Source organism: uncultured Pluralibacter sp., from assembly GCF_913775985.1.
Taxonomy (GTDB): Bacteria; Pseudomonadota; Gammaproteobacteria; order Enterobacterales; family Enterobacteriaceae; genus Pluralibacter.
In genome coordinates this window covers 156,812-181,108 of record NZ_CAJYMB010000150.1, presented here as the reverse complement: position 1 = coordinate 181,108, position 24,297 = coordinate 156,812, and the positions used below count along the sequence as shown (strand labels likewise).

The window sequence follows — 24,297 nt, the reverse complement described above, 5'->3', positions numbered from 1 at the left end:
TCCTGAAAGCGTAAAGACCTAGTCGCGGAAGTTTTTAAACTGGAAAGGCTGACCCAGATTGCCGCCGCGCACCAGCGCCATTACCGCCTGCAAATCGTCGCGGGATTTACCGGTAACGCGAATTTCTTCGCCCTGAATCTGGGCCTGAACTTTGGCCTTGCTGTCTTTAATCAGCTTCACGATTTTCTTCTGTACGCTGCTTTCAATCCCGGTTTTGAGTTTGGCTTCCACAAACCAGGTTTTGCCGCTGTGTACGAACTCTTCCGGCACCTCGATTGAGCTACCTTCGATGCCGCGCTTGAGCAGCTTGGCGCGCAGTATATCCAGCAGCTGGTTGACCTGAAAGTCTGACTCGCTCAGCACTTTAATCGTTTCGTTTTTCTCATTGAGCTCAATGAGCGCCTCTACGCCGCGAAAATCAAAGCGGGACTCCACTTCGCGGGCCGCGTTATCGACGGCGTTTTTTGCTTCCTGGAGATCGACTTCTGAGACGATATCGAAAGATGGCATGATTTATTCTCCCTCTTCTTTTGTTGCGATGCATAATACCGCCCACGGCAAAGAACACAACCCGTTATCCCTTAACGGACACTGGCCTGTCGGGGCTATAATGAGTTAAAACGCCCAACCCGTAGCAGGTGGAGACAACCAATGAAAATTACCGTGCTTGGATGTGGCGCTCTTGGACAATTATGGCTGACAGCGCTCTACCGACAGGGACACGAGGTGCAGGGCTGGCTTCGCGTCCCCCAGCCCTGGTGCAGCGTCAACCTACAGGACATCGACGGCAGCGTCTTCAACGAGCTGCTGACCACTAACGATCCCGAATTTTTAGCCCAAAGCGATCTGCTGCTGGTTACTTTGAAAGCCTGGCAGGTTTCCACTGCCGTAAAACAGCTGGCGGCTCAAATGCCTGTCGGCAGCCCAATCGTGCTGCTGCATAACGGCATGGGCACGCTGGACGAGCTTAAGGCGCTCAGGCAGCCGCTGCTGATGGGGATGACTACTCAAGCCGCCCGACGCGATGGCAATCTCATTATCCACGTAGCCAACGGCACCACCCACATTGGCCCTGCCCGTCCCGTCAGCGAAGACTACAGCTGGCTTGCCGATATCCTGCATGCGGCGCTGCCCGATGTGGCCTGGCACAATAATATGGGCGCCGCCAGCTGGCGGAAGCTGGCGGCAAACTGCGTAATTAACCCGCTTACCGCCCTCTATAACTGCCCAAACGGCGATATCCGCTACTACCCAGAGCAGATTGAGCTTATCTGCCAGGAAGTTGCAGCGGTCATGCAGCGCGAAGGCTATCACTCATCGCCGGAAGATCTGCTGAGCTACGTAAGCGAAATTATCGAATCCACCGCGGCCAACATATCCTCGATGCTGCAGGATGTGCGCGCCATGCGCCATACCGAAGCCGACTATATTAACGGCTACCTGATAAAACGCGCCCGGGCGCACGGTATCAGCGTGCCTGAAAATGCTCGCCTGTATGAGCTGATTAAAAATAAGGAGAATGAGTATGAGCGCATCAGCGCTGGTGTGTCTCGCCCCTGGCAGTGAAGAGACCGAAACGGTTACCACTATCGATCTGCTGGTACGCGGCGGTATTAGCGTCACTACCGCCAGCGTGGCGAGCGACGGCGAGCGGGTTATCACCTGTTCACGCGGCGTTAAGCTGCTGGCAGATGCGCCACTGGTGCAGGTTGCCGACGGTGACTTCGACATCATCGTCCTTCCCGGCGGGCTGGACGGCGCGCGCTGCTTTCGCGACAGCCCGCTGCTGGTGGAAACCGTCAAACAGTTCCACCGCTCGGGCCGGATCGTTGCCGCCATCTGCGCCGCCGCCGGCACAGTGCTGGTGCCGCACGATATCTTCCCTATCGGCAACATGACCGGCTTTCCCGGTCTGAAAGAGACTATCCCGCCAGAGCAGTGGATGGACAAGCGCGTGGTGTGGGACCCGCGGGTTAACCTGCTCACCAGCCAGGGGCCGGGCACCAGCATCGACTTCGGGCTGAAAATTATCGACCTGCTGGTCGGTCGTGAAAAAGCCCACGAGGTTGCCTCTCAGCTGGTGCTGGCCGCCGGGATTTATAACTACTACGGCTAGTTAAAACCAGGGCGCGCCGCCCATGACGTTACCGTAGAACAGCATTCTGCCCGCCAGCTCTCCGACGAGGATCAGCGCGATAAGCAGGCCCCCGGCCAGCACTGGCCGGGGTTTGGCCCGCAGCCATGCCAGGCCAGCCAAGCCCGCAATCAGGCTCGCCGCCACCTGCCACCACAGTAAAGCGCTTTCACTGTCCGCCCCCGGCAGCTGGTAACGCCAGAAAAGTGACAGGAAAATCAGAATGAGCCCCAGCAGCCAGCCGGCTACCAGTAAAGCAGGCTGCTTTTGCCCGACGGTGTTAAGCAGAACGCAAACTGAAGCAAAACCGGTCAAAAGCGCGCAGCCTAAAAACGCCGGCGCCGTTACGCCAAACTGCCAGAGCGGGTGCAGGTTCATCTGGGCATAGACCTGCACGCTGACCAGGATCGCAACCGCGCCCGCTGCGCTGCAGCAGAAGCCCGCCAGGTGCATCAGCGCGGGCTTTCGCCAGACGCTGAGCAGCCACAGCGTTGACAGCGCATTCAGCGCGCCGAAGGCCAGCACCTCGCGGCTCAGCCACGAATGGCCCAGGCCGTACACCGCACGGTAGGCGCCGCCGGGAGAGCCAAGATGCGCCAGTGAGGCCGCTGAACCTGCGGCAGTAATGATCCACAGCCCCAGCGCAATGCGCCGCTGCCAGCGATTATCAAAACGGTGCTGGCAGAGCGTAAATGCCAGAATGCCGCCAATCCCCCACTGGGCGATCACAGTAAAAAAAACCAGCGGCATTTCATAAATTTCCATATTCATTTTGCTACTCCTTTGCCGGGATAATAACCACATTTGGCCCACTGATGCGGTGGTCCGGCATGTGATACCGCTTTTCAACCAGCGTCCAGTCGGTCTGATGCTCAGCGCGCAAGTCATTGATATCACCAAAGCGCAGCACGCCCCCCGGGCATGATTCGACGCAGCGCGGCTGCAATCCTTCATCAAGCCTCTCCGCGCACATATTGCATTTGCTGGTTTTACCCTCCTGCGGATCGAATACCGGTGCGTTGTAAGGACAGGCCATAATGCACATCCGGCAGCCAATGCAGCGTTCGTGATCCTGAACCACAATCCCGTCGGCCCGCTTGTGGTAGGTATCCGCCGGGCACACTTTCATGCACTGCGGATCGTCGCAGTGGTTGCAGGACATCGAAATAAATCCCTGGGTATTCGGCATGTCGGAATTAAATTCGCGAACCCGCCGCCACAGCACCCCGGGCGCAGTCCTGTTTTCAGATTTACAGGCCATGCTGCAGGTTTTGCAGCCGTAGCAATTTTCGATGTTAATAAGAAATCCGTATTGTTTCGTCATGCTTGCGCCTCCCTTCTGACGTCTACCAGGGTGCTGTTACAGCAGTGTCCCGCGCCCAGCGCTTCGCTGTGGTCGTTAGTGACGTGACTGCTGCTGCCGCCCTGCTGCTCCCACCAGCCGTTGTCCAGGCTGACAACGCCCTGCTTAATATGCGTGGTAACGTCGGCCAGCGCGCGGTGCTCGCCGCGGTGGTTAAAAACAATCACCCACTCACCGTGCGTTATGCCGCGCCTGCGCGCATCCTCAGGATGCAGCATCACGTTCGGCTTATTGCGCTGGACTTCAAGTATCCATTCATTCATACCGTGGCTGGAATGTACGCTGCGCGCCAGCTTGCGCTGGACTGCCATCAGCGGATAGCGCGCCGCAAGCTCGGGGGAGCCTTTTACCGACTCTTTGACCTGCTTCCACGTCACGACGGGCATAAAACCTTTATTCTGCCACGCTTCCACAAAAAGATGAGCCTTGCCGGTAGCCGTTTTGAAATTGCCGTCCCTGAACGGGATCCAGTCTCCCTCTGCTGGCCGCACCGGTCCTTTAGCCAGCATTTCCCGGGTAATTCCCGATCCTTTAAGGCAGGCGTCAATATAGTGTTCGATAGGCTGGTTAAAGACTTCGCCAAAGCCGAAGCGCTCGGCCAGGCGCGCAAAAATCCAGTAATCCGGCTTCGCTTCGCCGGGCGGCTCCACGGCTTTTTCCATTAATTGAACGTAGTGGCTGCGCACGCCCGCCATCAGGCTGACATCTTCAAATATAGTGGTGACCGGCAGGACCAGATCGGCGTACAGGGCCGAGGACGTCATCAGGTTATCGGCGACCACAACAAAGGGCACCTTCTTAAACGCCTCGCGCACTTTGTTGGTATTGGGGATCTGGGTCATCGCGCCCATGGTCATGTTCCACCAGAACTTGATCGGGTGAGGCTTGCTCTCGGCGACCCACTCGCCAATTTTGGAAATGGGGATGGGTGTAATATTCTGCACGTTGGGAGCAGGAGGGATAATCGGTGAGAATTTGGCCATTTGCCGCGCGCCGCCCGCATCGCAAACCCCCGCCCCGCGCTTGCCGATATTGCCGGTAATCAGCGCCAGATAGAACTGGCTGGCGGCAACGTAGGTTCCGAACTCCGTGCGCTGGGCGCCGGACATATTCTGGATAATCATTGCCGGTGCGGTAGTGCCGTAATCCCGGGCCAGGCGCAGTACGGTCTGCGGTGGGATATGCGTCTCTTCGCTGACCCGTTCTGCGCTCCACGGCTTCGCCTGCTGGTAAACCTGCTCCAGCACGGTAGTAAAGGGACTTTCTTCGGGCAGCTCCGATGCCAGCAGGGCCGGCACCACGCCGGGGGCATCGTGGCGGCGCAGGCTTTGCGTGCGGGTATCGAATACCAGATAGCTGTCTGCATCGCCTTCATCTTCCCGCAGAAGATGTTCATCCGCGCCCACCAACCACCCGGCGCCGGTATGCGCGCGCAGGAAATCGCCGTCAAAGCGATTTTCTTCAATAAGAATTTTGATCATTCCAAGCGCAAGGGCGATATCGGTACCCGGCACAATGGGTATCCACTCGTCCGCTTTTGCCGCCGTTTCGCTAAACCGCGGATCGATAACCACAATCCGCGCACCGTTCTTCTGGGCCTGAATGTAATTCTTAAAATAGGCCTGCATCGTGACTGCCGGATTGTTTCCCCAGCACAGGATGTAGCGGCTGTCGGCGATAGTATCCCGGGTATCCGCATAGCGCATGCCCAGCATCGGCATCATGGCGGCCGTAACCGCTGAGCAGCACAGGGAGCCCACCGGCTTAGTTGCGCCTCCCAGATAATCAAAAAACGCCTTGCCCATATCGTTCTTGATGGAATCCATATTTCCGGCGTGGGTGGTGAGGAACAGCCCCTGGTTGCCCACGGTATCGAGGGTTTGGCGAATATTGGCCTCGATCAGATCCAGCGCGGCATTCCAGCTGATAGGCTTGAACTCGCCCTTCCCTTTCTCCCCTACCCGCAGCAGCGGCGTAGTAAGGCGCTCTTTGTGATACACCCAGCGGGTTCGGCTAATGCCGCGCAGGCAGCACTTAACGTTGAAATCCTTGCTGGCTTCAATTTTCATCAAGGTGTCCTGCCAGACGTAGGCGGTCAAGTTGCAGTGCAGACACTCCATCGCACAGGTTGAGCGAAAGGTTTTATAGTCAGACAGCTTTAAACGCACGCGCGGCAGCGCTTCACCGTTGGCGGTACGCAGCGCTGAAAATCCGGATACGAGGGAGGTCAGGCCGATGATGCCGAACCCTTTAAGTAGGGTTCTTCTTTTTAAGCGGAACGAGGTCAGTTCTTCCATAATTTATCTCCATGAGGTACACGATAAATTAACCATCATTCACAATAAGTGAACCTGATAAGGATCAATGCTTACCTCAAAAGGAGTAATCAAGTCTGCGCAAGCCCGCGGTGATATACTGGCGCGATATTTTGTTAAGGAAAATCATGGTTCATTCTCAGCAAGGCGTTAACGCCGTTGATATCGCCGTCACTATCCTCCATTTTGTTGTCGCGCAGACTCAGCCCTGCCGGGCCACGGACATCGCCGCCGGCTGTAATCTCTCCAAAAGCCGGCTGCATAAATATCTGGTGTCACTGTGCCGCACGGGAATGCTGCGCCAGGATGAAAAAGGCCATTACTGCCCCGGCAATACACTATCGGAACTTGCCGGACGCACTGAAAGCACCCTCATCAGTCAGATAAACAGCGCGCTGCGCCGGTTTCGCGACGCCATGAATTGCTCTACGGGACTGGTGCTGATCGAGGGCGATGGCCTGATACTGCGCCACTACCACCGCAGCTTTCGCAACGTCGATATCGACTGCCTGGACAATACGCCCGTTCCCGTCAATGCCAGCGCCGCGGGGCAGATTTATCAGTGTTACGTCGAAGGTGCCGCGCAGATCAGCCCGGACAGCGACCGCGTTCGCCGCCCTGGATACGCGGTACGCTATAAGCCGTCGAAGGGGATCCCCGGCGCGCAGTCGGTAGCCTGTCCGGTCCTGCATAACGGGCAGCTGGTGGCAATTGGCGTGGCGATGGGTTTTTTCGAGGATGATGCGGAAATAGATCGGACGGGAAAAGCGCTACAGCAGATGCTGGCCCAGCTTGAACTTAATTGACTCTGCTTGCTCCAGATGATGACGGGCAGCACCGCGGCGCTGCCCGTTATTATTAAAGTGCCCGATAGTAGCTCTTCACCTTCTCCCAGTCCGCGCGCGGAATAGGATCGAGGTATTTTTCAAGCTGGCGGAAATCGTGGCTGATGGCTTTTTTACGTAGCCAGCGACGGCGGCTCTTCTCCAGATCGAGGAAGCCCGCCAGTTCCTGCCCGTCGGTGCGAACGTAGATATGGCGCACGTAGCAGCAGCCGTGCTGGCGGTTAATGCTGTGCATCCCTTTGAATGCTTTCGCTACCGCGCGCAGCATGCCCTCGCGCTGGGCGTCGGGGAACGGATTTTGCTGATGCTGCTGATACCAGTCGGCGATGCAGATAAAGCCGTCCATATCTTCGGTCACCAGCAGCGCGCGCCATTCGCCGTTGAATTTCATCGCCCTGCCGTACACGATTTTCGGCACGATCACGCCGGCTTTTTCCAGCTCGTTAATTACCTGAATCTCGCGCACGATAGTCGGGCGGCCAAAGGGGTAGCGAAGGGAGTGAAACAGGTGGTGCGTCATGCGTTTGACATACAGCACCTTGCCGTCGCGCTCGATACGCTGAACGCCGCTCATTCCGTTGCGGCGCTGGTTCGGTTCTTCAACCCAGTCGCCTTCCGTTGCCCACCACTGTTCAAACTCTTCTTTTTGCTGCCGGGATACCATTAGTTACCTTCGCCTGTTGCGCAATAACAATTAGCAACGATTTTAATGCCTGTTGCGGGGAATGCTTAGTCTTTCGTGGCAGAAATGCGGGATTAGTCCGCGCCGCCGGAAGGCGGCGCGAAAGCATTAAGGACGATAAACCTTAACGTTGTTAAAGCCCTGCTCGCGCAGATACAGCGCCTGCAGGCGGCTCATGACGCCGCGCTCGCACCACAGCAGCCAGGTTTTACTCTGGTCGAGGTTGCCAAACTGGGTGCTCAGTTTGTAAAACGGCACAGACACCACTTCAACGCCGTCAACATTCAGCGGCTTCGCTTCCTGTTCGTCGATAGAGCGAATGTCGAGAATGGCATCGTTGGCGCTAAAGCCGCTGACGGTTTCCACTTCCACCACGTCATGCTCGGTCTGCTGGGCGATATCGCGAATATCAACGTTTGTGGCTTCGGCCACCACTTTATCCAGCAGCGCAAAATCGAAATTCGCTTCTTCTGCTTCGATCTTCGCCTTCACCGCTTTGATGGTCGGGCTTTTAGAAATCACGCCGCAGTATTCCGGCATGGTACGGGCGAAGTCTTCGGTGCCGATTTTACGGGCCAGATCGATAATGTGCTCTTTATCGTAAGAGATAAGCGGGCGCAGGATCAGGGTGTCAGAAACGTTATCAATCAGGCGCAGGTTGGTCAGCGTCTGGCTGGAAACCTGTCCCAGCGCCTCGCCGGTCACCAGCGCCTGCACGCCGTAACGCTCGGCGACCTGCGATGCAGCGCGAACCATCATGCGCTTGAGGACGACGCCCATCTGGCCATCTTCAACTTTCTCAAGAATTTCGCCGACCACCGGTTCAAAATTGATCGCTACGAAGCGCACGCGGTGCGAGCTGCCAAAGCGTTTCCACAGGTAGTGTGCGACCTGGCGAACGCCAATTTCGTGCGCCGCGCCGCCGAGATTAAAGAAGCAGTAGTGCACGCGGCAGCCGCGGCGCATCAGCATATAGCTGGAAACGCCGGAGTCGAAGCCGCCGGAAATAAGCGACATCACATCTTCCTGCGTACCGATAGGGAAGCCGCCGATACCTTCATAGCGCCCTTTGACCAGCAGTAGCCTGTCGTCTTCAATCTCCAGGTTGACCGTGATATCCGGATGGTTCAGCTTCACGCGGGCAGTTTCAATATGCTGATTCAGGCCGCCGCCGACGTAGCGTTCCACTTCAATGGAAGTAAATTCGTGCTTGCCGCGGCGCTTCACGCGCACGCAGAACGTTTTGCCTTCAAGGGCTTCACGCCACAGCGGCAGCGTCTGCTCGAAAATATTGTGCAGTGAGGTAAAAGGAACGTCTTCCACTTCCAGAATGTGGTGGATGCCGGGAATGCGGGTCAGCATATCGCGGATCTCCGGGCCCTGGCTTTCGTCCTTCGCGCGAACTTCAATGTTGTCCCAGTGGCGGACAATGGCCAGGGTTTCACTATACTGCTTGAGGACGTTGCGGATATTCCCGGTAAGCATTTTTATAAAGCGCAACCGCACAGATTGGCTTTTGATGGTGATTTCCGGGAACAATTTAATGATAAACTTCATGGCGGCAATGGTTCGTTGGCAGACCTGAGCGGTCTGTAGAGAAAAATATTGCAGCCATGACAAGTCCAGCTGCATCCAGGCGCGGGAGTATACCATCATCACAGCCCGCCTGCGCGTTACCATTGTGCGTTATTTGCTTCCCCGCCTGACTTCGCTACCATAGGCGGGTCGCGACACAACATGAGCCAGATATTCACTATGCCAAAGAAAAATGAAGCGCCAGCCAGCTTCGAAAATGCCCTGACCGAGCTTGAGCAAATAGTATCCCGCCTGGAAAATGGCGATCTTCCGCTGGAAGAGGCGCTGGGGGAATTTGAGCGCGGCGTCCAGCTCGCCCGCCAGGGGCAGCAAAAACTGCAGCAGGCAGAACAGCGGGTGCAGATCCTGTTGGCCGACAGCGAAGACGCGCCGCTGACGCCTTTCGCACCGGACGCTGAATAAATGGAGTTTGCCGAACAGCTCCAGGCCTGCGTCGAGCGGGCCAACGCGGCGCTGCGCCACTTTATCGATCCGCAGCCCTTTCAGAACACTCCGCTGGTTGAAGCCATGCACTACGGCGCACTATTGGGCGGCAAACGCCTGCGGCCGTTTCTGGTGTACGCTACCGGGCAGATGTTCAACGTCAGCCCGGGCACGCTGGATGCGCCCGCTGCCGCCGTTGAGTGCATTCACGCCTATTCGCTGATCCACGACGATCTCCCGGCGATGGACGATGACGATCTGCGCCGCGGCCAGCCGACCTGCCATATCAAGTACGGTGAAGCTAACGCCATTCTCGCCGGAGATGCTCTGCAAACGCTGGCATTTACGATACTCAGCGAAGCGCCAATGACGGAAGTGTCGGACAAAGATCGCCTCGCCATGATTACCGAGCTGGCCCAGGCCAGCGGCGTGGCGGGCATGTGCGGCGGGCAGGCGTTGGATCTGCAGGCCGAAGGGCAGCAGGTGAGTCTGACCGACCTTGAGCGCATTCACCGCCATAAAACCGGCGCGCTGATCCGCGCGGCGGTACGCCTGGGCGCGCTCAGCGCCGGCGAGAAAGGCCGCGCCGCGCTGCCGGTGCTGGACAGATACGCGCAGAGCATCGGCCTGGCCTTTCAGGTACAGGATGACATCCTGGATGTGGTAGGGGATACTGCAACGCTTGGCAAGCGCCAGGGTGCCGATCAGCAGCTTGGTAAAAGCACCTATCCTGCCCTGCTGGGCCTTGAGCAAGCCCAAATAAAAGCCCGTGATTTGATTGACGACGCGCACCGGGCCATGGCCCAGCTAGCCGCCCAGTCTCTGGATACCACGGCCCTCGAAGCGCTGGCGAACTACATAATTCAGCGTAATAAATAGAATACCTTTGACGAGTCTCTGATGAGTTTTGATATTGCCAAATACCCGACCCTGGCGCTGGTAGAATCCGCCCAGGAGCTGCGCCAGCTGCCTAAAGAAAGTCTGCCGAAACTGTGCGACGAGCTGCGCCGCTACCTGCTGGACAGTGTCAGCCGCTCCAGCGGACATTTCGCCTCCGGGCTTGGCACGGTAGAGCTGACCGTGGCGCTTCACTACGTCTACAACACGCCCTTCGATCAGCTGATCTGGGACGTGGGCCACCAGGCCTATCCGCACAAAATTCTGACCGGACGCCGGGACCGTATTGGCACTATCCGCCAGAAAGGCGGGCTGCATCCGTTTCCGTGGCGCGGCGAGAGCGAATATGACGTGCTGAGCGTCGGCCACTCGTCGACCTCGATTTCCGCCGGGATCGGCATCGCCGTCGCCGCCGAAAAAGAGGACAAGCAGCGCCGCACGGTGTGCGTGATTGGCGATGGTGCGATCACCGCCGGGATGGCTTTCGAAGCGATGAACCACGCCGGCGACATTCGTCCCGATATTCTGGTGGTGCTTAATGACAACGAAATGTCGATTTCGGAAAACGTCGGCGCGCTGAATAATCACCTGGCGCAGCTGCTTTCCGGCAAGCTCTACTCCTCCCTGCGCGAAGGAGGCAAGAAGGTCTTTTCCGGCGTGCCGCCGATCAAAGAGCTGCTCAAGCGCACGGAAGAGCACATCAAAGGTATGGTAGTACCCGGCACGCTGTTCGAGGAGCTGGGCTTTAACTATATTGGCCCGGTTGACGGCCACGACGTTCTCGGTCTGGTGAATACCCTGAAGAACATGCGGGACCTGAAAGGACCGCAGTTCCTGCACATCATGACTAAAAAGGGCCGCGGCTATGAGCCGGCGGAGAAAGACCCGATCACCTTCCACGCGGTGCCGAAGTTTGACTACACCAGCGGCGTACTGCCCAAGAGCAGCGGCGGTCTGCCGAGCTATTCAAAGATTTTCGGCGACTGGCTGTGTGAAACCGCGGCGGCAGATGAGCACCTGATGGCGGTAACGCCCGCCATGCGCGAAGGCTCGGGCATGGTGGAGTTTTCAAAACAGTACCCAAACCAGTATTTCGACGTGGCCATCGCCGAACAGCACGCAGTGACCTTTGCCGCCGGCCTGGCGATTGGCGGCTATAAGCCGGTCGTGGCGATATACTCCACCTTCCTGCAGCGCGCCTACGATCAGGTGATTCACGACGTGGCGATCCAGAAGCTGCCGGTGCTGTTTGCTATCGATCGCGCCGGTATCGTGGGTGCCGATGGACAAACTCACCAGGGCGCGTTCGATCTCTCGTTCCTGCGCTGCGTCCCTGATTTAGTGATCATGACCCCGAGCGATGAGAACGAGTGTCGCCAGATGCTCTATACCGGCTACCACTACAGCGACGGCCCGAGCGCCGTGCGCTATCCGCGCGGAACCGGCACCGGCGCCGCGCTGGAACCGCTGGCGTCCTTGCCGATTGGCAAAGGCGTGGTGAAGCGCCGCGGCGAAAAAGTGGCTATTTTGTGCTTCGGTACGCTGCTGGCAGATGCTGCCGTGGTGGCAGATAAACTCAACGCTACGCTGGTGGATATGCGCTTTGTTAAGCCGCTCGACGAGGCGCTGATCCTGGAAATGGCCGCCAGCCACGAATCGCTGGTCACCCTCGAAGAGAACGCCGTCATGGGCGGCGCGGGCAGCGGCGTCAATGAAGTGCTGATGGCCAACCGCAGGCCGGTTCCGGTACTGAACATTGGCCTGCCGGACATCTTCATCCCGCAGGGCACTCAGGAAGAGGCGCGCGCCGATATTGGTCTCGACGCCGCCGGCATTGAAGCCCGCATCACCGACTGGCTTGCCTGACGACCTCTCCGCTCCTGCTATGCTTAAAGAAATAACTCATAGCAGGAGCTAGCCCCATGCAGTACACAACATTAGGCACCACCGACCTTCGAATCTCTCGCCTTTGCCTGGGCTGTATGACCTTCGGCGAGCCGGATCGCGGCAATCACGCCTGGACGCTGCCCGAAGAGAGCAGCCGCCCGCTGATCAAGCAGGCTATCGAGGGCGGCATTAACTTTTTCGACACCGCCAACAGCTACTCCGACGGCAGTAGCGAAGAGATCGTCGGGCGCGCGCTGCGCGACTTTGCCCGCCGCGACGAGATAGTGGTGGCTACCAAGGTTTATCACCAGACGCAGGATCTCCCCCAGGGCCTCTCCCGCCCGCAAATTCTGCGCTCCATTGACGACAGCCTGCGGCGCCTGAACATGGAGTATGTCGATCTTCTGCAAATCCACCGCTGGGATTACGATACGCCCATTGAAGAAACTCTCGAAGCGCTCAACGATGTAGTGAAATCCGGTAAGGCACGCTATATCGGCGCCTCCTCGATGCACCCGTCGCAGTTTGCGCAGGCGCTGGCGCTGCAGAAGCAGCACGGCTGGGCGCGCTTCGTCACCATGCAGGATCACTACAATCTTATCTATCGCGAAGAGGAGCGGGAAATGCTGCCGCTGTGCTGGCAGGAAGAGGTGGCGGTGATCCCCTGGAGCCCGCTGGCGCGCGGTCGCCTGACGCGCCCGTGGGGAGAAACCACCGCCCGCGTTGTCTCCGATGAATTTGGCAAAACCCTCTACAGCACTACTGAAGAGAACGATGCGCAAATCGCCGAGCGGCTGGCCGGCGTGGCGGAAGAGCTTAACGCCACCCGCGCGCAGGTGGCGCTGGCCTGGCTGCTCGGCAAGCGCGGCGTGGCGGCCCCCATTATCGGCAGCTCGCGGGAAGCACAGCTGAACGATCTGCTGCAATCAGTAAACCTCACCCTGACACCAGAACAGATAGCCGAGCTGGAAACCCCTTACCAGCCGCACCCCACTGTAGGCTTTAAATAACGTCCCGCTTTGTGCTTAACCCGCCGCAACCGCCGCGTGCGGGTTCACTTCCTCTGGCGGCTGCGCTAACATTTTCACTTTCATTCGAAACACACTCAGGAGAGAACATGATACCCGAACGTTATAGCGCCTGGATCTGGCACGGCGGCGAGCTGCCGCACGGCCTGCGCCAGGAAACGGTCACCAGCACCCCGCCCGCGCCCGGAGACGTTGTCGTCCGGCTGGAGGCTATCGGCCTCAATCCGGTGGACTGGAAGCTGCTGGAGATAAAAGGCGGCGACGTGCCGGGCGTCGACGGCGCGGGTCGGGTCGGGTAGTGGCTGTGGGCGAGGGGGTATCTGAAGCGTGGATTGGGCAGCGGGTCGCGTGGCATCAGGATCTTCGTCATACCGGCAGCTTCGCGCAGTACAGCCACCTGCAGGCGCGGGCGCTAATGCGCATCCCGCCCAATCTGGACAGCGTCAGCGCCGCGGCTTTCCCCTGCCCCGGCCTGACCGCCTGGCAGGCGCTGGAAAAGGTACCTTTTCGCCCGGGCAGCCGCATGCTGATTAGCGGCGCCGGCGGCTCGGTGGGCATCTTGCTGCTGCAGATGGCGCGCCAGCGCGGCTTTATTGTCGATATCCTCAGCGGCGAGCGCCACCATCCGCTGCTCGGCTCCCTCGGCGCCCGCCGCTGCTACACAACGCCGCAGGCAACTGAAGGCTGGGAAGCCGACGAGAAATACGAGGTGATTATTGATACCTCAAGCCCCGAGAGCTACCGCTGGCTAACCCCCAGCCTGCGGGCCAACGGCCATTTTGTGGCGGTGCTGGGGCGGCCCGAGCGCTGGCCTAACGAACCCTTTGCCCAGTCTTTCTCGTTTCATGAAGTGGCGCTGGCGGCGCTGCACGCGTGGGGCGATGATACAGACTGGCGACGCCTGACGGCGGACGGCGAGCGGCTGCTGGCGCAGCTGGAAGAGGGATCGCTGCAGAAAGAGACGATTATTACCTACGATTACGACAGGCTGGCCGAAGCGCTGCACCGCCTCCAGCACCGGGACTTTACCGGCAAGCTGGTGGTGCGCGTCGCGCCGTAAAGACAAGTCGGGCGGCAGATGCCGCCCGACTGAGGTTTAGATAATGCCCATCGGCCAGTGGTTGCCAATCAAATACAGCACCCCGGCAGAGATAACACCGGCCACGATATCATCCACCATAATCCCCATTCCGCCGTGCACATTGCGGTCAAACCAGCGGATCGGCCACGGTTTCCACATATCGAAAATGCGGAAAATAATGAATCCAACCAGCACCCACTGCCAGTCTTCGCTCGGGATGGCCATCAGGGTTATCCACATGCCGATAAACTCGTCCCAGACGATGCTGCCGTGATCGTGCGTACCCATATCTTTGGCAGTACGGTGGCAGAGGTACACGCCGATACAAATTCCGAGCAGCACCACGAGGTAGTAGATCTGCAGCGGCAGAAAAGTCATCAGGTACCAGAACGGGATGGCCGCCAGAGAACCGACAGTGCCCGGCACGATGGGACTGAGTCCGCTGCCGAAGCCGGTTGCCAGCAGGTGCCACGGATTGAGCATGCTCAGGCGGGCCTTCGCTTCATCTTTCTTACGCAAAATGGTCGTATCCCTTTAAATCGAGCGCAACGGGCTTGCCGCCGCGGGTAAAATGCATACCTTCCGCATCGGCAACCACTTGTCCGATGCAGGTACAGCCCATGTTCAGGTGTCCTACCGCCACTTCCAGCGCGCCGCGATTAAGCTCCGGAACGGTAAAGCACAGCTCATAATCCTCGCCGCCCGCCAGCGCCCAGTCTTCAGCCTGAGCCGGATCGACGCTGCGCCGCATGGCTTCAGAGAGCGGCAGCTGGTCGAGATCGATGCGCGCGCCGCAGCCGCTGGCAGTCAGAATATGCCCGAGATCGGAAATCAGCCCATCGGAAAGATCGATAGCCGAATGCGCCAGCCCGCGCAGCCCCTGCCCGGCCAGCAGGCGCGGGCTCGGATCGAGATGGCGCTGCACCAGCCAGGCGGCATCCGCGGCATTTTCGACCCGCAGGCGCTGCTGGAGAATGGCCAGCCCCGCCGCGCTGTCTCCCGGCGTGCCGGTGACGTAGATCCAGTCTCCCGGTTTCGCGCCGGAGCGCTTGAGCGCGCGCCCGTTCGGCACGAAACCGTGAATGCCGAGCGTCATCGACAGCGGCCCTTTGGTGGTATCGCCACCGATCAGCTGCATATCATAGTAGTTCAGGCGCTCAAACAGGCTGTCGCTAAACGCTTCGAGCCACGCTTCATCGACGGAAGGCAGCGTCAGCGCCAGCGTCAGCCAGGCAGGCTCCGCGCCCATCGCCGCCAGATCGCTGAGATTAACCGCCAGCGCCTTGCGGGCAAGTACAGCGGGATCGATATCGGGCAGGAAGTGGGTGCCGGAAACCAGCGTATCGGTGCTGATCGCCAGGGTTTGCTTGTCGGGAACGGTAAGCAGTGCGCAGTCGTCGCCGATACCGGTCTCAACATCCCGGCGGGCGCTCCTCAGGCGATCGAAATAGCGTGTGATAAGTGAAAATTCGCCGCATGCCATAGGTTATGCCTCGAATTAAAAAAGAGAAGGCCGCGGCCGGCGGGGAACCCGCCGCTGCCGCGGCCAGCAGATTACTTCTTGCGGGGACGGATAACCGGTGCGGCTTTATCCAGCACGCCGTTGACGAACTTGTGGCTGTCTTCGGCGCCGAAGGTTTTCGCCAGCTCAATCGCCTCGTTGATCGCCACTTTGTACGGGACGTCATCGCGTTTGGACAGCTCGAAAAGCGCAATACGCAGTACGGCTCTCTCAACCTGGCCCAGCTCTTCAAGCTGGCGGGACAGGTAAGGCTTCATCAGGCCATCGAGATACGCGCTGTTGGTCGCCACTCCCGACAGCAGTTCACGGAAGTACGCGACATCAACATCTTTCACGTCCTGTTCCGCCAGGAACTGGTATTCAACATCGGCGACGTCGTTGTGGGATAACTGCCAGGAGTAGAGCGCCTGGACGGCGCACTCACGGGCGCGGCGACGAGCAGCAGGTTTCACGGAATTCCCCTTACTAAAATCAGGCCTTAATGGCTTTCAATACATTGATCATTTCGAGCGCGGTCAGCGCAGCTTCTGCACCTTTGTTACCGGCTTTGGTGCCGGCGCGCTCGATAGCTTGTTCGATACTTTCGGTCGTCAGTACGCCAAAGGCAACCGGGATCCCGCTCTCCTGAGCGACGTGCGCAAGACCATTGCTCGCGCCACCGGCGACGTATTCAAAGTGCGCGGTACCGCCACGAATGACTGTGCCCAGCGCGATCACCGCGTCATACTTGCCGGTTTTCGCCAGCGCATCGGCGGCCAGCGGCAGCTCGTAAGCGCCCGGAACCCACACGACAGTCACATTGTCATCTTTCACCTGTCCCACGCGCTTGAGGGCGTCAATTGCGCCGTCCAGCAGGCTGTCGTTGATGAAGTTATTGAAACGCGCAATGGTGATGGCAACGCGGGCATCCGGGGCAGCAACGTTAGCTTCGATAATGTTCATACTCTTCCTTTTAGGATTCGACTTACCCCGAGGGGGGCGGATTTTAGCATAATTAATCGCGAAGAGCTTACCTATTTCAGGAAAGCCTTACGCGGTGGTCAGGTGTACGCAGAGATCGGGGCCAACGCGCCGGATCTCACTGAACTGAAATTGGGGCGCGTCCGCCAGTTTCTCAAGGCCCGGCAGCGTGCAAAGTCCACGGGCGGCGTCGCCGAGCAGTTTCGGCGCAAGGTAGACAACAAATTCGTCCACCAGCCCCGCCTGCAGCAGCGCGCCGACAAGCTGCGGACCGGCCTCGACCCACACGCTGTCAATCTGCTGCTTGCCCAGCTGCATCATCAGCACGACCAAATCGAGATGGCCGTTGTGCTCGGGCACCGATAGCGTACGCACGCTATCGGGCCACTGGCGCGCGTCTTCGATTGTGCGGGCAAACCAGGTTTCCCCCGGCTGGTGAACAATACGGTGCTCCGGCGTGACGCGGTTGTGGCTGTCGATAACGATGCGTACCGGCTGGCGCAGATTCTCCTGCGGGTAAACCGCCTGCACGTCCGGGCTGAGAGCGTCCCAGCGCACGGTAAGCGCCGGATCGTCTGCCAGTACGGTGGCGCTGCTGGTGAGGATCGCGTGGCTTTCGGCCCGCAGGCGCTGCACGTCCTGCCGCGCCTGGGGCGACGTGATCCACTGGCTCTCGCCGCTGGCCATCGCCGTGCGGCCGTCAAGCGATGCGCCGAGCTTCACCTGGATATAAGGAAAGCCGGTGCGCATCCGCTTGAGGAAGCCTTTATTAATCTGTTCGGCGTCGTTCATCATCAGCCCGTGGCTGACGTCAATGCCGTGCTGCTGGAGGTGATACAGCCCGCGTCCGGCAACCTGCGGATTAGGATCCTGCATCGCCGCCACCACGCGGCTAACGCCGGCGCGGCTCAGCGCTTCGCAGCAGGGCGGCGTACGCCCGGTGTGGCTGCACGGTTCAAGGGTAACGTAGGCGGTTGCGCCGCGGGCTTTTTCGCCCGCCATGCGCAGAGCGTGTACTTCAGCGTGGGGTTCCCCCGCGCGAAGGTGAAATCCTTCGCCCACGATTTCGCCGTCTTTAACAATCACGCAGCCGACGCGGGGATTGGGATGGGTAGTAAAACGTCCGCGCTTCGCCAGGTTCAGCGCGCGTGCCATATACAATTCATCAAGCATCAGTCAGTCCTGTAGGCGAGCGATTTCTTCGCCGAACTCTTTGATATCCTCAAAACTGCGATAGACGGAGGCAAAGCGGATGTAGGCCACTTTATCCAGCTTTTTGAGCTGCTCCATCACCAGATTACCGATCATTTTGCTGGGTACTTCGCGCTCGCCGGTGGCCCGCAGCTGGGATTTAATGTGGCTCAGCGCCATTTCCACATCGTCAGAGCTGACCGGACGCTTTTCCAGCGCCCGCTGCATGCCGCTGCGCAGCTTGTCTTCATTAAAGGGTTCGCGCACGTCGTTGCTTTTCACCACTCTCGGCATTACCAGCTCCGCCACTTCAAAGGTGGTGAAACGCTCGTTGCAGACCAGGCACTGGCGGCGGCGGCGGACGGAAGAGCCTTCGCTCACCAGGCGGGAGTCGATCACTTTGGTATCTACGGCGAAACAGAATGGGCAATGCATAGCGCGTCCTGAGGGTGAAAAGTCACATCCCGATACTCTACCATGACCCGCCCCGCGTCGTCATTTTGAGACAATGCCTTAAAGACCTCTGTGCAATACTATAAAGATTGCCGCAGACCACATAAGGACTCCCTACCGTGACACGACGTTATATGCGCCTGCTCGCGCTCGGCAGCGCGCTAACCCTCAGCGCCTGCGCCCAGCAGAGCGAAATAAAAGCCATGAAGCACGATGTTCGCACGCTGAACAAAACGATGACCCAGCTGAATCAGGAGACGCTGAAAATCACCCAGCAGAACGCACTGAATGCAAAATCTGACAGCGGGGTTTACCTGCTGCCGGAGGCAAACACTCCCGCGCGATTGAAAAGCCAGATTGGAACACTGCGAATGTCGCTGGTGGACGTTACCCGCAGCGGCGACGAAACTCGCGCCACCCTGCGCATCGAGGGCGAGTCCAGCGAGCCGCTACCGGCGTTCAGCGCCACCGTGGCGTGGGGCCGCATTGAAGGCACAACCGACAGCTATCAGGAAGTGGGCGTCCAGAATCAGCGTGTTACCGCGCCCAAAAGCTATCTGGCCCCGGCAGATATCAGCATTCCGCTGCGCTTAAGCGGCATGGATCCCGCCAGCAACGCCTTTGTACGCATCCACGATATTCAGCCCGCCGGCGACCGCTAGCGAGCCCCGGAGGCGGGAAGCCTGCCCGCCTCGCCCGTTTTACCTCTTCGCGTGTAATACATCTGAATAATAATCTCCTCTGGCTGATGGGCGCAAACGTGAACGCAATCGATTACGTGTATGATAAAATTGCGACAGAATACGTATTTTTGTGAGAAATGATTCTTATAATAGGCCCCACAAAAACGCTTACACATTCAGAAACGCGTTTGTAAGTTCTTTCACGCCCCGTCGTGACTTTTAACAGTGGCAAAAACATGAAAAAAACGCTTCTTGCAGCCGGCGCCGCGCTGGCGCTTTCAACCTCTTTTACCGCAGGCGCTGCCGACGCAGCAAAAGCCGACGCGCCGTACTATCTCTCCGACTGGTGGCACCAGAGTGTTAACGTCGTTGGCAGCTACCACACGCGCTTCGGGCCGCAGATCCGCAACGATACTTACCTCGAATATGAAGCCTTTGCCAAAAAAGACTGGTTTGATTTCTACGGCTATATGGATGCCCCGGTGTTCTTCGGCGGTAACACCGACGCAAAAGGGATCTGGAACCACGGTTCGCCGCTGTTTATGGAAATCGAACCGCGCTTCTCCATTGATAAGCTGACCAACACCAGCCTCGACTTTGGTCCGTTCAAAGAGTGGTACTTTGCCAATAACTACATCTACGATATGGGCCGCAATAAAGATGGCCGCCAGAGCACCTGGTATATGGGTCTGGGGACCGACGTTGATACCGGCCTGCCGATGAGCCTGTCCCTGAACGTGTATGCTAAATACCAGTGGCAGAACTACGGCGCGGCTAACGAAAACGAGTGGGACGGCTACCGCTTCAAGGTGAAATACTTTGTGCCTATTACCCCGCTGTGGGGCGGCCAGCTGGGCTACATCGGCTTCACCAACTTTGACTGGGGTTCCGATCTCGATAATAAAGATTTCCGCGACGGCAACGGCCGCAAGGCGCGCACCGACAATTCCATCACCTCCACGCACATTCTGTCGCTCAACTACGACCACTGGCACTACGCACTGGTGGCCCGCTACTGGCACAACGGCGGACAGTGGCGCGACGACGCCAGCCTGAACTTCGGCAGCGGCGACTTCAGCGCCCGCACCACCGGCTGGGGCGGCTACGCGATCGTGGGTTACAACTTCTGATAAACTGAGCATATAAAAAAGCCGATCGTTCGATCGGCTTTTTTATCTTTATGGCTCTTTGTTCGCACCGCGAACCTGTCGTAAAAAGTGGCTGAGGGATCGCTCCGCTGACTCCTGAAAATATCTCTCCAGAGGGATGACATTCAGGCAGCGGTCGAGGCGAAAGCAGCGATAGTCAATTCGGCGCTCGCACCAGGCCACCAGCAGCCAGTGCTCGCCCCAAAAGAAAAGCCCCAGCGGCTGTACTTCCCGACTGGAAAGATGCCCCGCCTCGTCCCGATAGTGCAGCGCTAAGATCCTTTGCGCGGATACCGCATGATGAATAACATCAAAGGTGCTGCGCGAATGCGGCTGCGTGCCGATATTGGGGGCAAAAACCCGCGCCTGCTCCGCCCTACGGCGGATCTCCTCCGGTAAAATGGCCAGTATTTTCTCCTGAGCAGACTCCAGTTCCTTTGAAAGTCTTTCACCACCCCAGGTTTTCAGCAGGCGCATGGCGACCACAAGCGCCTCAGACTCATGCCTGGTCAGCATCAGCGGCGGCAGATCAAAACCCGCCATCAGGCGATACCCGATACCCGTCTCGCCTTCAACCGGTACTCCGGAAAGTGACAGATCGCGGATATCACGATAGATCGTACGTTCGGAAACAGACAGCCGTTCAGCCAGCTGCGCCGCCGTTGTCAGCCGCCTGCCGCGCAGGATCTGTACAATCTGAAACAAGCGGTCGGCGCGTCGGGTCATGATTATCCTTTATCTTTACGCGGGCTGATGTAGCCCAAGGCGGTTGCCTTCACTATCAGTGAATAGCGCAATAGTCCCAATGTCCTGCTCCAGCACCAGCGGGCCGAACACACATTCTCCTCCGGCTGCTGCGACCCGGGCGAGCGTTGCGGCAAGGTTGTCAGTATGCAGATAGATAATCGCCCCGTGATGGGACGGCACAATACCATCGAATTTTGCCAGCGCGCCGCCGGTAGCCTGCTCGTCATATGGAAAAACGGCCAACTCCATCGCATCTGCTGTTTCACGCCGCAGCGACACCTGAAAAACCGGCTCATAAAACGCGATGGCGCGCTCCATATTGGCTACCGGGATCTCAAACCAGTTAATAATACTTTTCATACATCCTCCTGACACTCTGTTTGGGTTAATCAGGAGTGTATGCCGGGGCTACTGACAGCATACTGTCAGTAGTATTGAGCGGCAGGCAAAAAAAAATCCCGACCATCAGATCGGGATTTTTATTCTTAGTGCAGTCTTCGCTTACGGCAGAATAGAAGGCTGATCCGCCCCCTCTTTTTCTACCTTCTGCTGCAGCAGATGCTCGCGCTTCATGCCGAGCTTCAGCGCCAGCGCGGAAGCCACGTAGATAGACGAGCCGGTACCAATGGTGACGCCGATAAGCATGGTCAGCGAGAAGCCTTCCAGCACCGGGCCGCCGAAGAGATACAGCATCAGGATAACCATTAAGGTTGTACCTGACGTGATCAAGGTACGATGCAGCGTCTGGGTCAGGGAGACGTTGAAGATTTCGTAAGGCGTTCCGCGACGGATCTTGCGGAAGTTTTCACGAATACGGTCCGAGACCACGATACTGTCGTTCAGCGAGTAGCCGATAACAGACATCAGCGACGCGACAATCGTCAGGTCAATCTCAATACTGAACAGCGACAGCACGCCCATGGTGATGATGACATCGTGCGCGAGGGCGATAACCACCCCCGCCGCCAGTCGCCACTCGAAGCGAAAACCAACGTACACCAGAATCGAGATCAGCGCCGCAATCAGCGCCATTGCCCCGCTGGTCGCCAGATCGGCGCCGACGCTTGGCCCCACAAACTCAATACGCTTAACCGCAGCGTGCTGGCTGGTGGACTCATTGATGACGTTCAGCACCTTGCTGCCCATCTCCTGGCTGCCGCTTTCGCTTTTCGCCGGCGGCATGCGCACCATTATGTCGTGGCTGCTGCCGAAGTTCTGCAGCTGCGGCTCTTCAAAGCCCGCTTTCTCCAGCGACAGGCGCATCTGATCGAGATCGGCCGGTTTCTCCAGGGTTATTTCAATAACGGTACCGCCGGTAAAATCGAGCCCCCAGTTAAAGCCGCGCACGCCAATCACGATAATTGACAGCAGCAGCAGCAGACCGGAGATCCCGAAAGCCCAGTAGTCCCAGCGCATAAAGTCATAGACTTTACGGCCGTGGTTCAATTGTTCAACACTATATTCCTGTGCCACAGCGCACTCCTCAGATAGACAGCTTGTTGATGCGTTTGCCGCCGTACAACAGGTTTACGATGGCACGGGTGCCGACGATCGCGGTAAACATGGAGGTCGCCACACCGATACCGGTAGTAATGGCAAAGCCTTTGATGGCGCCAGTACCCACTGCATACAGGATGATAACTTTGATAAGCGTGGTGATGTTCGCATCAAAGATGGAGCTGAACGCGCCACGATAGCCCTCATCAATGGACTGCTGAATGCTGCGGCCGTTGCTTATCTCTTCTTTGATACGCTCGTTGATCAGCACGTTCGCATCCACCGCCACCGCAAGGCTCAACACGATCCCCGCGATACCCGGCATGCTGAGAGTTGCCCCTGGCAGCAGCGACATCACGCCCACAATCAGCACCAGGTTAGCCAGCAGTGCCCCCGTCGCGATCAGACCAAACTTCTTATAGAAGAAGATCATGAACAGGATAGAGATACCCAGACCCGCCAGACACGCTTCCAGGCCCTGCTTGATATTCTGCATACCCAGGGTTGGACCAATCGTACGCTCTTCCACAATCTGAATTGGCGCAATCAGCGCCCCGGCGCGCAGCAGCAGGGAGAGCTGGCGGGCTTCGTTCGGATTGCCGATACCGGTGATACGGAAGCTGTTACCAAGGCGAGACTGGATATTGGCGATGTTAATCACCTCTTCCTGCTTCACCAGAACCGCGCGGCCGTTAGCGTCTTTCTTGCCGCTGTCCTTGTACTCCACAAACAGGGTCGCCATCGGCTTGCCGATGTTGTCCTTGGTGAAGTTAGACATGATGTTACCGCCCGAGCTGTCCAGCGAGATATTCACCTGAGGCTGGTTGTACTCATCCTGGCTGGAGGTAGAGTCGGTAATGTGGTCCCCGGTGAGGATCACGCGCTTATAGAGCGCAACCGGCTGACCTTCGCGGGTCTGCTTCACTTCGGTATCGCCAGGCACGCGGCCGGAAGAAATAGCGGAAGGATCCACACTGGTGTTCACCAGACGGAATTCAAGCGTTGCTGTCGCGCCCAGAATCTCTTTCGCGCGCGCGGTATCCTGAATACCCGGCAGCTCAACAACAATACGATCGGCACCCTGACGCTGCACCACCGGCTCGGCGACGCCCAGCTGGTTAACGCGGTTACGCAGAATGTTGATGTTTTGCTGAACGGCATATTCGCGCGCCTCTTTCAGACGCTCGTCGCTCATGACCGCCCGCAGCTGATTGCTGCCGGAGCCGGAGATAACCAGATCGCGATGGCGCGGCACCAGATAATCCAGCGCCTGCTTACGCGCGGTTTCGTCGCGGAAGGTGATGCTCAGACCGTAGTTGGCTTCTTTGCGTACAGTCGTATACGGAATGCCTTTCTCACGCAGGTCGCTGCGCAGGCTATCAATATTCTGTTCCTGGAGTTTGCCAAGTGCAGTGTCCATATCCACTTCCATCAGGAAGTGAACGCCGCCGCGGAGATCGAGGCCGAGCTTCATAGGCTCAGCGTTCATCGCCGCCAGCCAGCGTGGCGTTGCAGGCGCAAGGTTTAACGCTACGACGAATTTGTCCCCCAGCTGACTGACCAGCGCTTCGCGGGCGCGCAGCTGAACATCGGTGGAGCTGAAGCGAGCAAGGATTGCGCCCTCTTCCAGTGCCACAGACTTAGCGGTAATTTTTTCTTCTTTTAAAGTGTTCTGGACCTGGATCAGCGTTTGCTCACTGGCGGCGACGCCGCGCACGCCAGTGATTTGAACAGCCGGATCCTCACCATACAGGTTGGGAAGTGCGTAGAGCAGGCCGACGAGAATCACGACGACCAGCATAATGTACTTCCACAAAGGATAACGGTTTAACACGGCAGTTCCCT

The 24,297-nt window shown here is 58.2% G+C and carries 27 protein-coding genes; 11 read left to right on the top strand and 16 right to left on the bottom strand.

The annotated features are described in order from the left end of the window. Positions 1–18 precede the first annotated feature (18 nt). Positions 19–510, bottom strand: a complete 492-nt coding sequence (locus QZ766_RS21265; protein WP_297206958.1) for a YajQ family cyclic di-GMP-binding protein — start codon at positions 508–510, stop codon at positions 19–21. Between the two features lie 141 nt (positions 511–651). Here QZ766_RS21265 and panE point away from each other — a divergent pair, with 141 nt between their 5' ends. Continuing rightward, complete coding sequence (gene panE, locus QZ766_RS21260) at positions 652–1,566, top strand: 2-dehydropantoate 2-reductase (protein WP_297206956.1); 915 nt, start codon at positions 652–654, stop codon at positions 1,564–1,566. Continuing rightward, positions 1,526–2,116 carry a protein deglycase YajL gene (gene yajL, locus QZ766_RS21255; protein WP_297206954.1) on the top strand — a complete coding sequence of 197 codons (591 nt, stop codon included), beginning with the start codon at positions 1,526–1,528 and terminating at the stop codon, positions 2,114–2,116. The genes panE and yajL overlap by 41 nt, the downstream gene beginning before the upstream one ends. Here yajL and QZ766_RS21250 read toward each other — a convergent pair whose 3' ends face one another. From QZ766_RS21250 to QZ766_RS21240, 3 genes are read right to left on the bottom strand one after another with little or no spacing between them, the layout of a single operon-like run. Next, positions 2,117–2,905 carry a DmsC/YnfH family molybdoenzyme membrane anchor subunit gene (locus tag QZ766_RS21250; RefSeq protein WP_297206952.1) on the bottom strand — a complete coding sequence of 263 codons (789 nt, stop codon included), beginning with the start codon at positions 2,903–2,905 and terminating at the stop codon, positions 2,117–2,119. Between the two features lie 4 nt (positions 2,906–2,909). Continuing rightward, positions 2,910–3,458 carry a 4Fe-4S dicluster domain-containing protein gene (locus QZ766_RS21245; RefSeq protein WP_297206950.1) on the bottom strand — a complete coding sequence of 183 codons (549 nt, stop codon included), beginning with the start codon at positions 3,456–3,458 and terminating at the stop codon, positions 2,910–2,912. Then, the gene (locus tag QZ766_RS21240; RefSeq protein WP_297206948.1) at positions 3,455–5,794 is read right to left on the bottom strand and encodes a molybdopterin-dependent oxidoreductase; all 2,340 of its coding nucleotides are present in this window, start codon (positions 5,792–5,794) and stop codon (positions 3,455–3,457) included. The genes QZ766_RS21245 and QZ766_RS21240 overlap by 4 nt, the downstream gene beginning before the upstream one ends. Positions 5,795–5,940: 146 nt before the next feature. Here QZ766_RS21240 and QZ766_RS21235 point away from each other — a divergent pair, with 146 nt between their 5' ends. Then, entirely contained in the window at positions 5,941–6,618 is a 678-nt protein-coding gene (locus QZ766_RS21235; RefSeq protein ID WP_297206946.1) for a helix-turn-helix domain-containing protein, read from the top strand. A gap of 52 nt (positions 6,619–6,670) precedes the next feature. Here the strand turns inward: QZ766_RS21235 and inaA are convergent, their stop codons facing one another. Further along, positions 6,671–7,321 carry a lipopolysaccharide kinase InaA gene (gene inaA, locus QZ766_RS21230; RefSeq protein WP_297206943.1) on the bottom strand — a complete coding sequence of 217 codons (651 nt, stop codon included), beginning with the start codon at positions 7,319–7,321 and terminating at the stop codon, positions 6,671–6,673. Between the two features lie 126 nt (positions 7,322–7,447). Further along, positions 7,448–8,896: a tRNA uracil 4-sulfurtransferase ThiI gene (gene thiI / locus QZ766_RS21225; RefSeq protein ID WP_297207255.1), complete on the bottom strand. Its 1,449-nt coding sequence runs from the start codon at positions 8,894–8,896 to the stop codon at positions 7,448–7,450. 198 nt (positions 8,897–9,094) lie between these two features. Here thiI and xseB point away from each other — a divergent pair, with 198 nt between their 5' ends. The 6 genes from xseB (at position 9,095) to QZ766_RS21195 (ending at position 14,230) form a co-directional block, all read left to right on the top strand. Continuing rightward, complete coding sequence (xseB, locus tag QZ766_RS21220; protein ID WP_297206941.1) at positions 9,095–9,337, top strand: exodeoxyribonuclease VII small subunit; 243 nt, start codon at positions 9,095–9,097, stop codon at positions 9,335–9,337. Further along, positions 9,338–10,237 carry a (2E,6E)-farnesyl diphosphate synthase gene (gene ispA / locus QZ766_RS21215; protein ID WP_297206938.1) on the top strand — a complete coding sequence of 300 codons (900 nt, stop codon included), beginning with the start codon at positions 9,338–9,340 and terminating at the stop codon, positions 10,235–10,237. It begins immediately after the preceding gene. A gap of 21 nt (positions 10,238–10,258) precedes the next feature. Further along, positions 10,259–12,121, top strand: a complete 1,863-nt coding sequence (dxs, locus tag QZ766_RS21210; RefSeq protein WP_297206936.1) for a 1-deoxy-D-xylulose-5-phosphate synthase — start codon at positions 10,259–10,261, stop codon at positions 12,119–12,121. 56 nt (positions 12,122–12,177) lie between these two features. Further along, entirely contained in the window at positions 12,178–13,152 is a 975-nt protein-coding gene (locus QZ766_RS21205; RefSeq protein ID WP_297206934.1) for an aldo/keto reductase, read from the top strand. 107 nt (positions 13,153–13,259) lie between these two features. Continuing rightward, entirely contained in the window at positions 13,260–13,469 is a 210-nt protein-coding gene (locus QZ766_RS21200) for a hypothetical protein (protein ID WP_297206933.1), read from the top strand. A 5-nt stretch (positions 13,470–13,474) separates the two neighbouring features. Beyond that, entirely contained in the window at positions 13,475–14,230 is a 756-nt protein-coding gene (locus QZ766_RS21195) for a zinc-binding dehydrogenase (RefSeq protein WP_297206931.1), read from the top strand. 36 nt (positions 14,231–14,266) lie between these two features. Here the strand turns inward: QZ766_RS21195 and pgpA are convergent, their stop codons facing one another. From pgpA to nrdR, 6 genes are all read right to left on the bottom strand, one after another. Continuing rightward, positions 14,267–14,770, bottom strand: a complete 504-nt coding sequence (gene pgpA / locus QZ766_RS21190) for a phosphatidylglycerophosphatase A (protein ID WP_297206928.1) — start codon at positions 14,768–14,770, stop codon at positions 14,267–14,269. After that, the gene (gene thiL, locus QZ766_RS21185) at positions 14,763–15,734 is read right to left on the bottom strand and encodes a thiamine-phosphate kinase (RefSeq protein WP_297206926.1); all 972 of its coding nucleotides are present in this window, start codon (positions 15,732–15,734) and stop codon (positions 14,763–14,765) included. The genes pgpA and thiL overlap by 8 nt, the downstream gene beginning before the upstream one ends. A 71-nt stretch (positions 15,735–15,805) precedes the next feature. After that, entirely contained in the window at positions 15,806–16,225 is a 420-nt protein-coding gene (gene nusB / locus QZ766_RS21180; RefSeq protein ID WP_297206924.1) for a transcription antitermination factor NusB, read from the bottom strand. 19 nt (positions 16,226–16,244) lie between these two features. Further along, on the bottom strand, positions 16,245–16,715 hold the full coding sequence (gene ribE, locus QZ766_RS21175; RefSeq protein ID WP_297206922.1) for a 6,7-dimethyl-8-ribityllumazine synthase: 471 nt from the start codon (positions 16,713–16,715) through the stop codon (positions 16,245–16,247). A gap of 87 nt (positions 16,716–16,802) precedes the next feature. Then, complete coding sequence (gene ribD / locus QZ766_RS21170) at positions 16,803–17,906, bottom strand: bifunctional diaminohydroxyphosphoribosylaminopyrimidine deaminase/5-amino-6-(5-phosphoribosylamino)uracil reductase RibD (protein WP_297206919.1); 1,104 nt, start codon at positions 17,904–17,906, stop codon at positions 16,803–16,805. Between the two features lie 3 nt (positions 17,907–17,909). Further along, the gene (gene nrdR / locus QZ766_RS21165; protein ID WP_297206917.1) at positions 17,910–18,359 is read right to left on the bottom strand and encodes a transcriptional regulator NrdR; all 450 of its coding nucleotides are present in this window, start codon (positions 18,357–18,359) and stop codon (positions 17,910–17,912) included. Between the two features lie 137 nt (positions 18,360–18,496). Between nrdR and QZ766_RS21160 the strand changes: the two genes are divergently transcribed. After that, the gene (locus QZ766_RS21160) at positions 18,497–19,039 is read left to right on the top strand and encodes a DUF3251 domain-containing protein (RefSeq protein ID WP_297206914.1); all 543 of its coding nucleotides are present in this window, start codon (positions 18,497–18,499) and stop codon (positions 19,037–19,039) included. Positions 19,040–19,296: 257 nt separating this feature from the next. Further along, positions 19,297–20,190 (top strand): nucleoside-specific channel-forming protein Tsx, encoded by an 894-nt coding sequence (locus QZ766_RS21155; RefSeq protein ID WP_297206911.1) that lies wholly within the window; start codon positions 19,297–19,299, stop codon positions 20,188–20,190. A gap of 48 nt (positions 20,191–20,238) precedes the next feature. Here QZ766_RS21155 and QZ766_RS21150 read toward each other — a convergent pair whose 3' ends face one another. From QZ766_RS21150 to secD, 4 genes are all read right to left on the bottom strand, one after another. Then, on the bottom strand, positions 20,239–20,934 hold the full coding sequence (locus tag QZ766_RS21150; protein WP_297206909.1) for a YafY family protein: 696 nt from the start codon (positions 20,932–20,934) through the stop codon (positions 20,239–20,241). A 15-nt stretch (positions 20,935–20,949) separates the two neighbouring features. After that, positions 20,950–21,315: a VOC family protein gene (locus QZ766_RS21145; protein ID WP_297206907.1), complete on the bottom strand. Its 366-nt coding sequence runs from the start codon at positions 21,313–21,315 to the stop codon at positions 20,950–20,952. Positions 21,316–21,456: 141 nt separating this feature from the next. Next, on the bottom strand, positions 21,457–22,428 hold the full coding sequence (gene secF, locus QZ766_RS21140) for a protein translocase subunit SecF (protein ID WP_297206904.1): 972 nt from the start codon (positions 22,426–22,428) through the stop codon (positions 21,457–21,459). Positions 22,429–22,438: 10 nt separating this feature from the next. Then, on the bottom strand, positions 22,439–24,286 hold the full coding sequence (gene secD, locus QZ766_RS21135; protein WP_297206901.1) for a protein translocase subunit SecD: 1,848 nt from the start codon (positions 24,284–24,286) through the stop codon (positions 22,439–22,441). Positions 24,287–24,297 lie beyond the last annotated feature (11 nt).

Excerpts from the sequence above, each read along its gene's own strand:
- QZ766_RS21265 (WP_297206958.1), bottom strand. The coding sequence starts at position 510 with ATGCCATCTTTCGATATCGTCTCAGAAGTCGATCTCCAGGAAGCAAAA.
- panE (WP_297206956.1), top strand. The coding sequence starts at position 652 with ATGAAAATTACCGTGCTTGGATGTGGCGCTCTTGGACAATTATGGCTG.
- yajL (WP_297206954.1), top strand. The coding sequence starts at position 1,526 with ATGAGCGCATCAGCGCTGGTGTGTCTCGCCCCTGGCAGTGAAGAGACC.
- QZ766_RS21250 (WP_297206952.1), bottom strand. The coding sequence starts at position 2,905 with ATGAATATGGAAATTTATGAAATGCCGCTGGTTTTTTTTACTGTGATC.
- QZ766_RS21245 (WP_297206950.1), bottom strand. The coding sequence starts at position 3,458 with ATGACGAAACAATACGGATTTCTTATTAACATCGAAAATTGCTACGGC.
- QZ766_RS21240 (WP_297206948.1), bottom strand. The coding sequence starts at position 5,794 with ATGGAAGAACTGACCTCGTTCCGCTTAAAAAGAAGAACCCTACTTAAA.
- QZ766_RS21235 (WP_297206946.1), top strand. The coding sequence starts at position 5,941 with ATGGTTCATTCTCAGCAAGGCGTTAACGCCGTTGATATCGCCGTCACT.
- inaA (WP_297206943.1), bottom strand. The coding sequence starts at position 7,321 with ATGGTATCCCGGCAGCAAAAAGAAGAGTTTGAACAGTGGTGGGCAACG.
- thiI (WP_297207255.1), bottom strand. The coding sequence starts at position 8,896 with ATGAAGTTTATCATTAAATTGTTCCCGGAAATCACCATCAAAAGCCAA.
- xseB (WP_297206941.1), top strand. The coding sequence starts at position 9,095 with ATGCCAAAGAAAAATGAAGCGCCAGCCAGCTTCGAAAATGCCCTGACC.
- ispA (WP_297206938.1), top strand. The coding sequence starts at position 9,338 with ATGGAGTTTGCCGAACAGCTCCAGGCCTGCGTCGAGCGGGCCAACGCG.
- dxs (WP_297206936.1), top strand. The coding sequence starts at position 10,259 with ATGAGTTTTGATATTGCCAAATACCCGACCCTGGCGCTGGTAGAATCC.
- QZ766_RS21205 (WP_297206934.1), top strand. The coding sequence starts at position 12,178 with ATGCAGTACACAACATTAGGCACCACCGACCTTCGAATCTCTCGCCTT.
- QZ766_RS21200 (WP_297206933.1), top strand. The coding sequence starts at position 13,260 with ATGATACCCGAACGTTATAGCGCCTGGATCTGGCACGGCGGCGAGCTG.
- thiL (WP_297206926.1), bottom strand. The coding sequence starts at position 15,734 with ATGGCATGCGGCGAATTTTCACTTATCACACGCTATTTCGATCGCCTG.
- ribE (WP_297206922.1), bottom strand. The coding sequence starts at position 16,715 with ATGAACATTATCGAAGCTAACGTTGCTGCCCCGGATGCCCGCGTTGCC.
- ribD (WP_297206919.1), bottom strand. The coding sequence starts at position 17,906 with ATGCTTGATGAATTGTATATGGCACGCGCGCTGAACCTGGCGAAGCGC.
- nrdR (WP_297206917.1), bottom strand. The coding sequence starts at position 18,359 with ATGCATTGCCCATTCTGTTTCGCCGTAGATACCAAAGTGATCGACTCC.
- QZ766_RS21155 (WP_297206911.1), top strand. The coding sequence starts at position 19,297 with ATGAAAAAAACGCTTCTTGCAGCCGGCGCCGCGCTGGCGCTTTCAACC.
- QZ766_RS21150 (WP_297206909.1), bottom strand. The coding sequence starts at position 20,934 with ATGACCCGACGCGCCGACCGCTTGTTTCAGATTGTACAGATCCTGCGC.
- QZ766_RS21145 (WP_297206907.1), bottom strand. The coding sequence starts at position 21,315 with ATGAAAAGTATTATTAACTGGTTTGAGATCCCGGTAGCCAATATGGAG.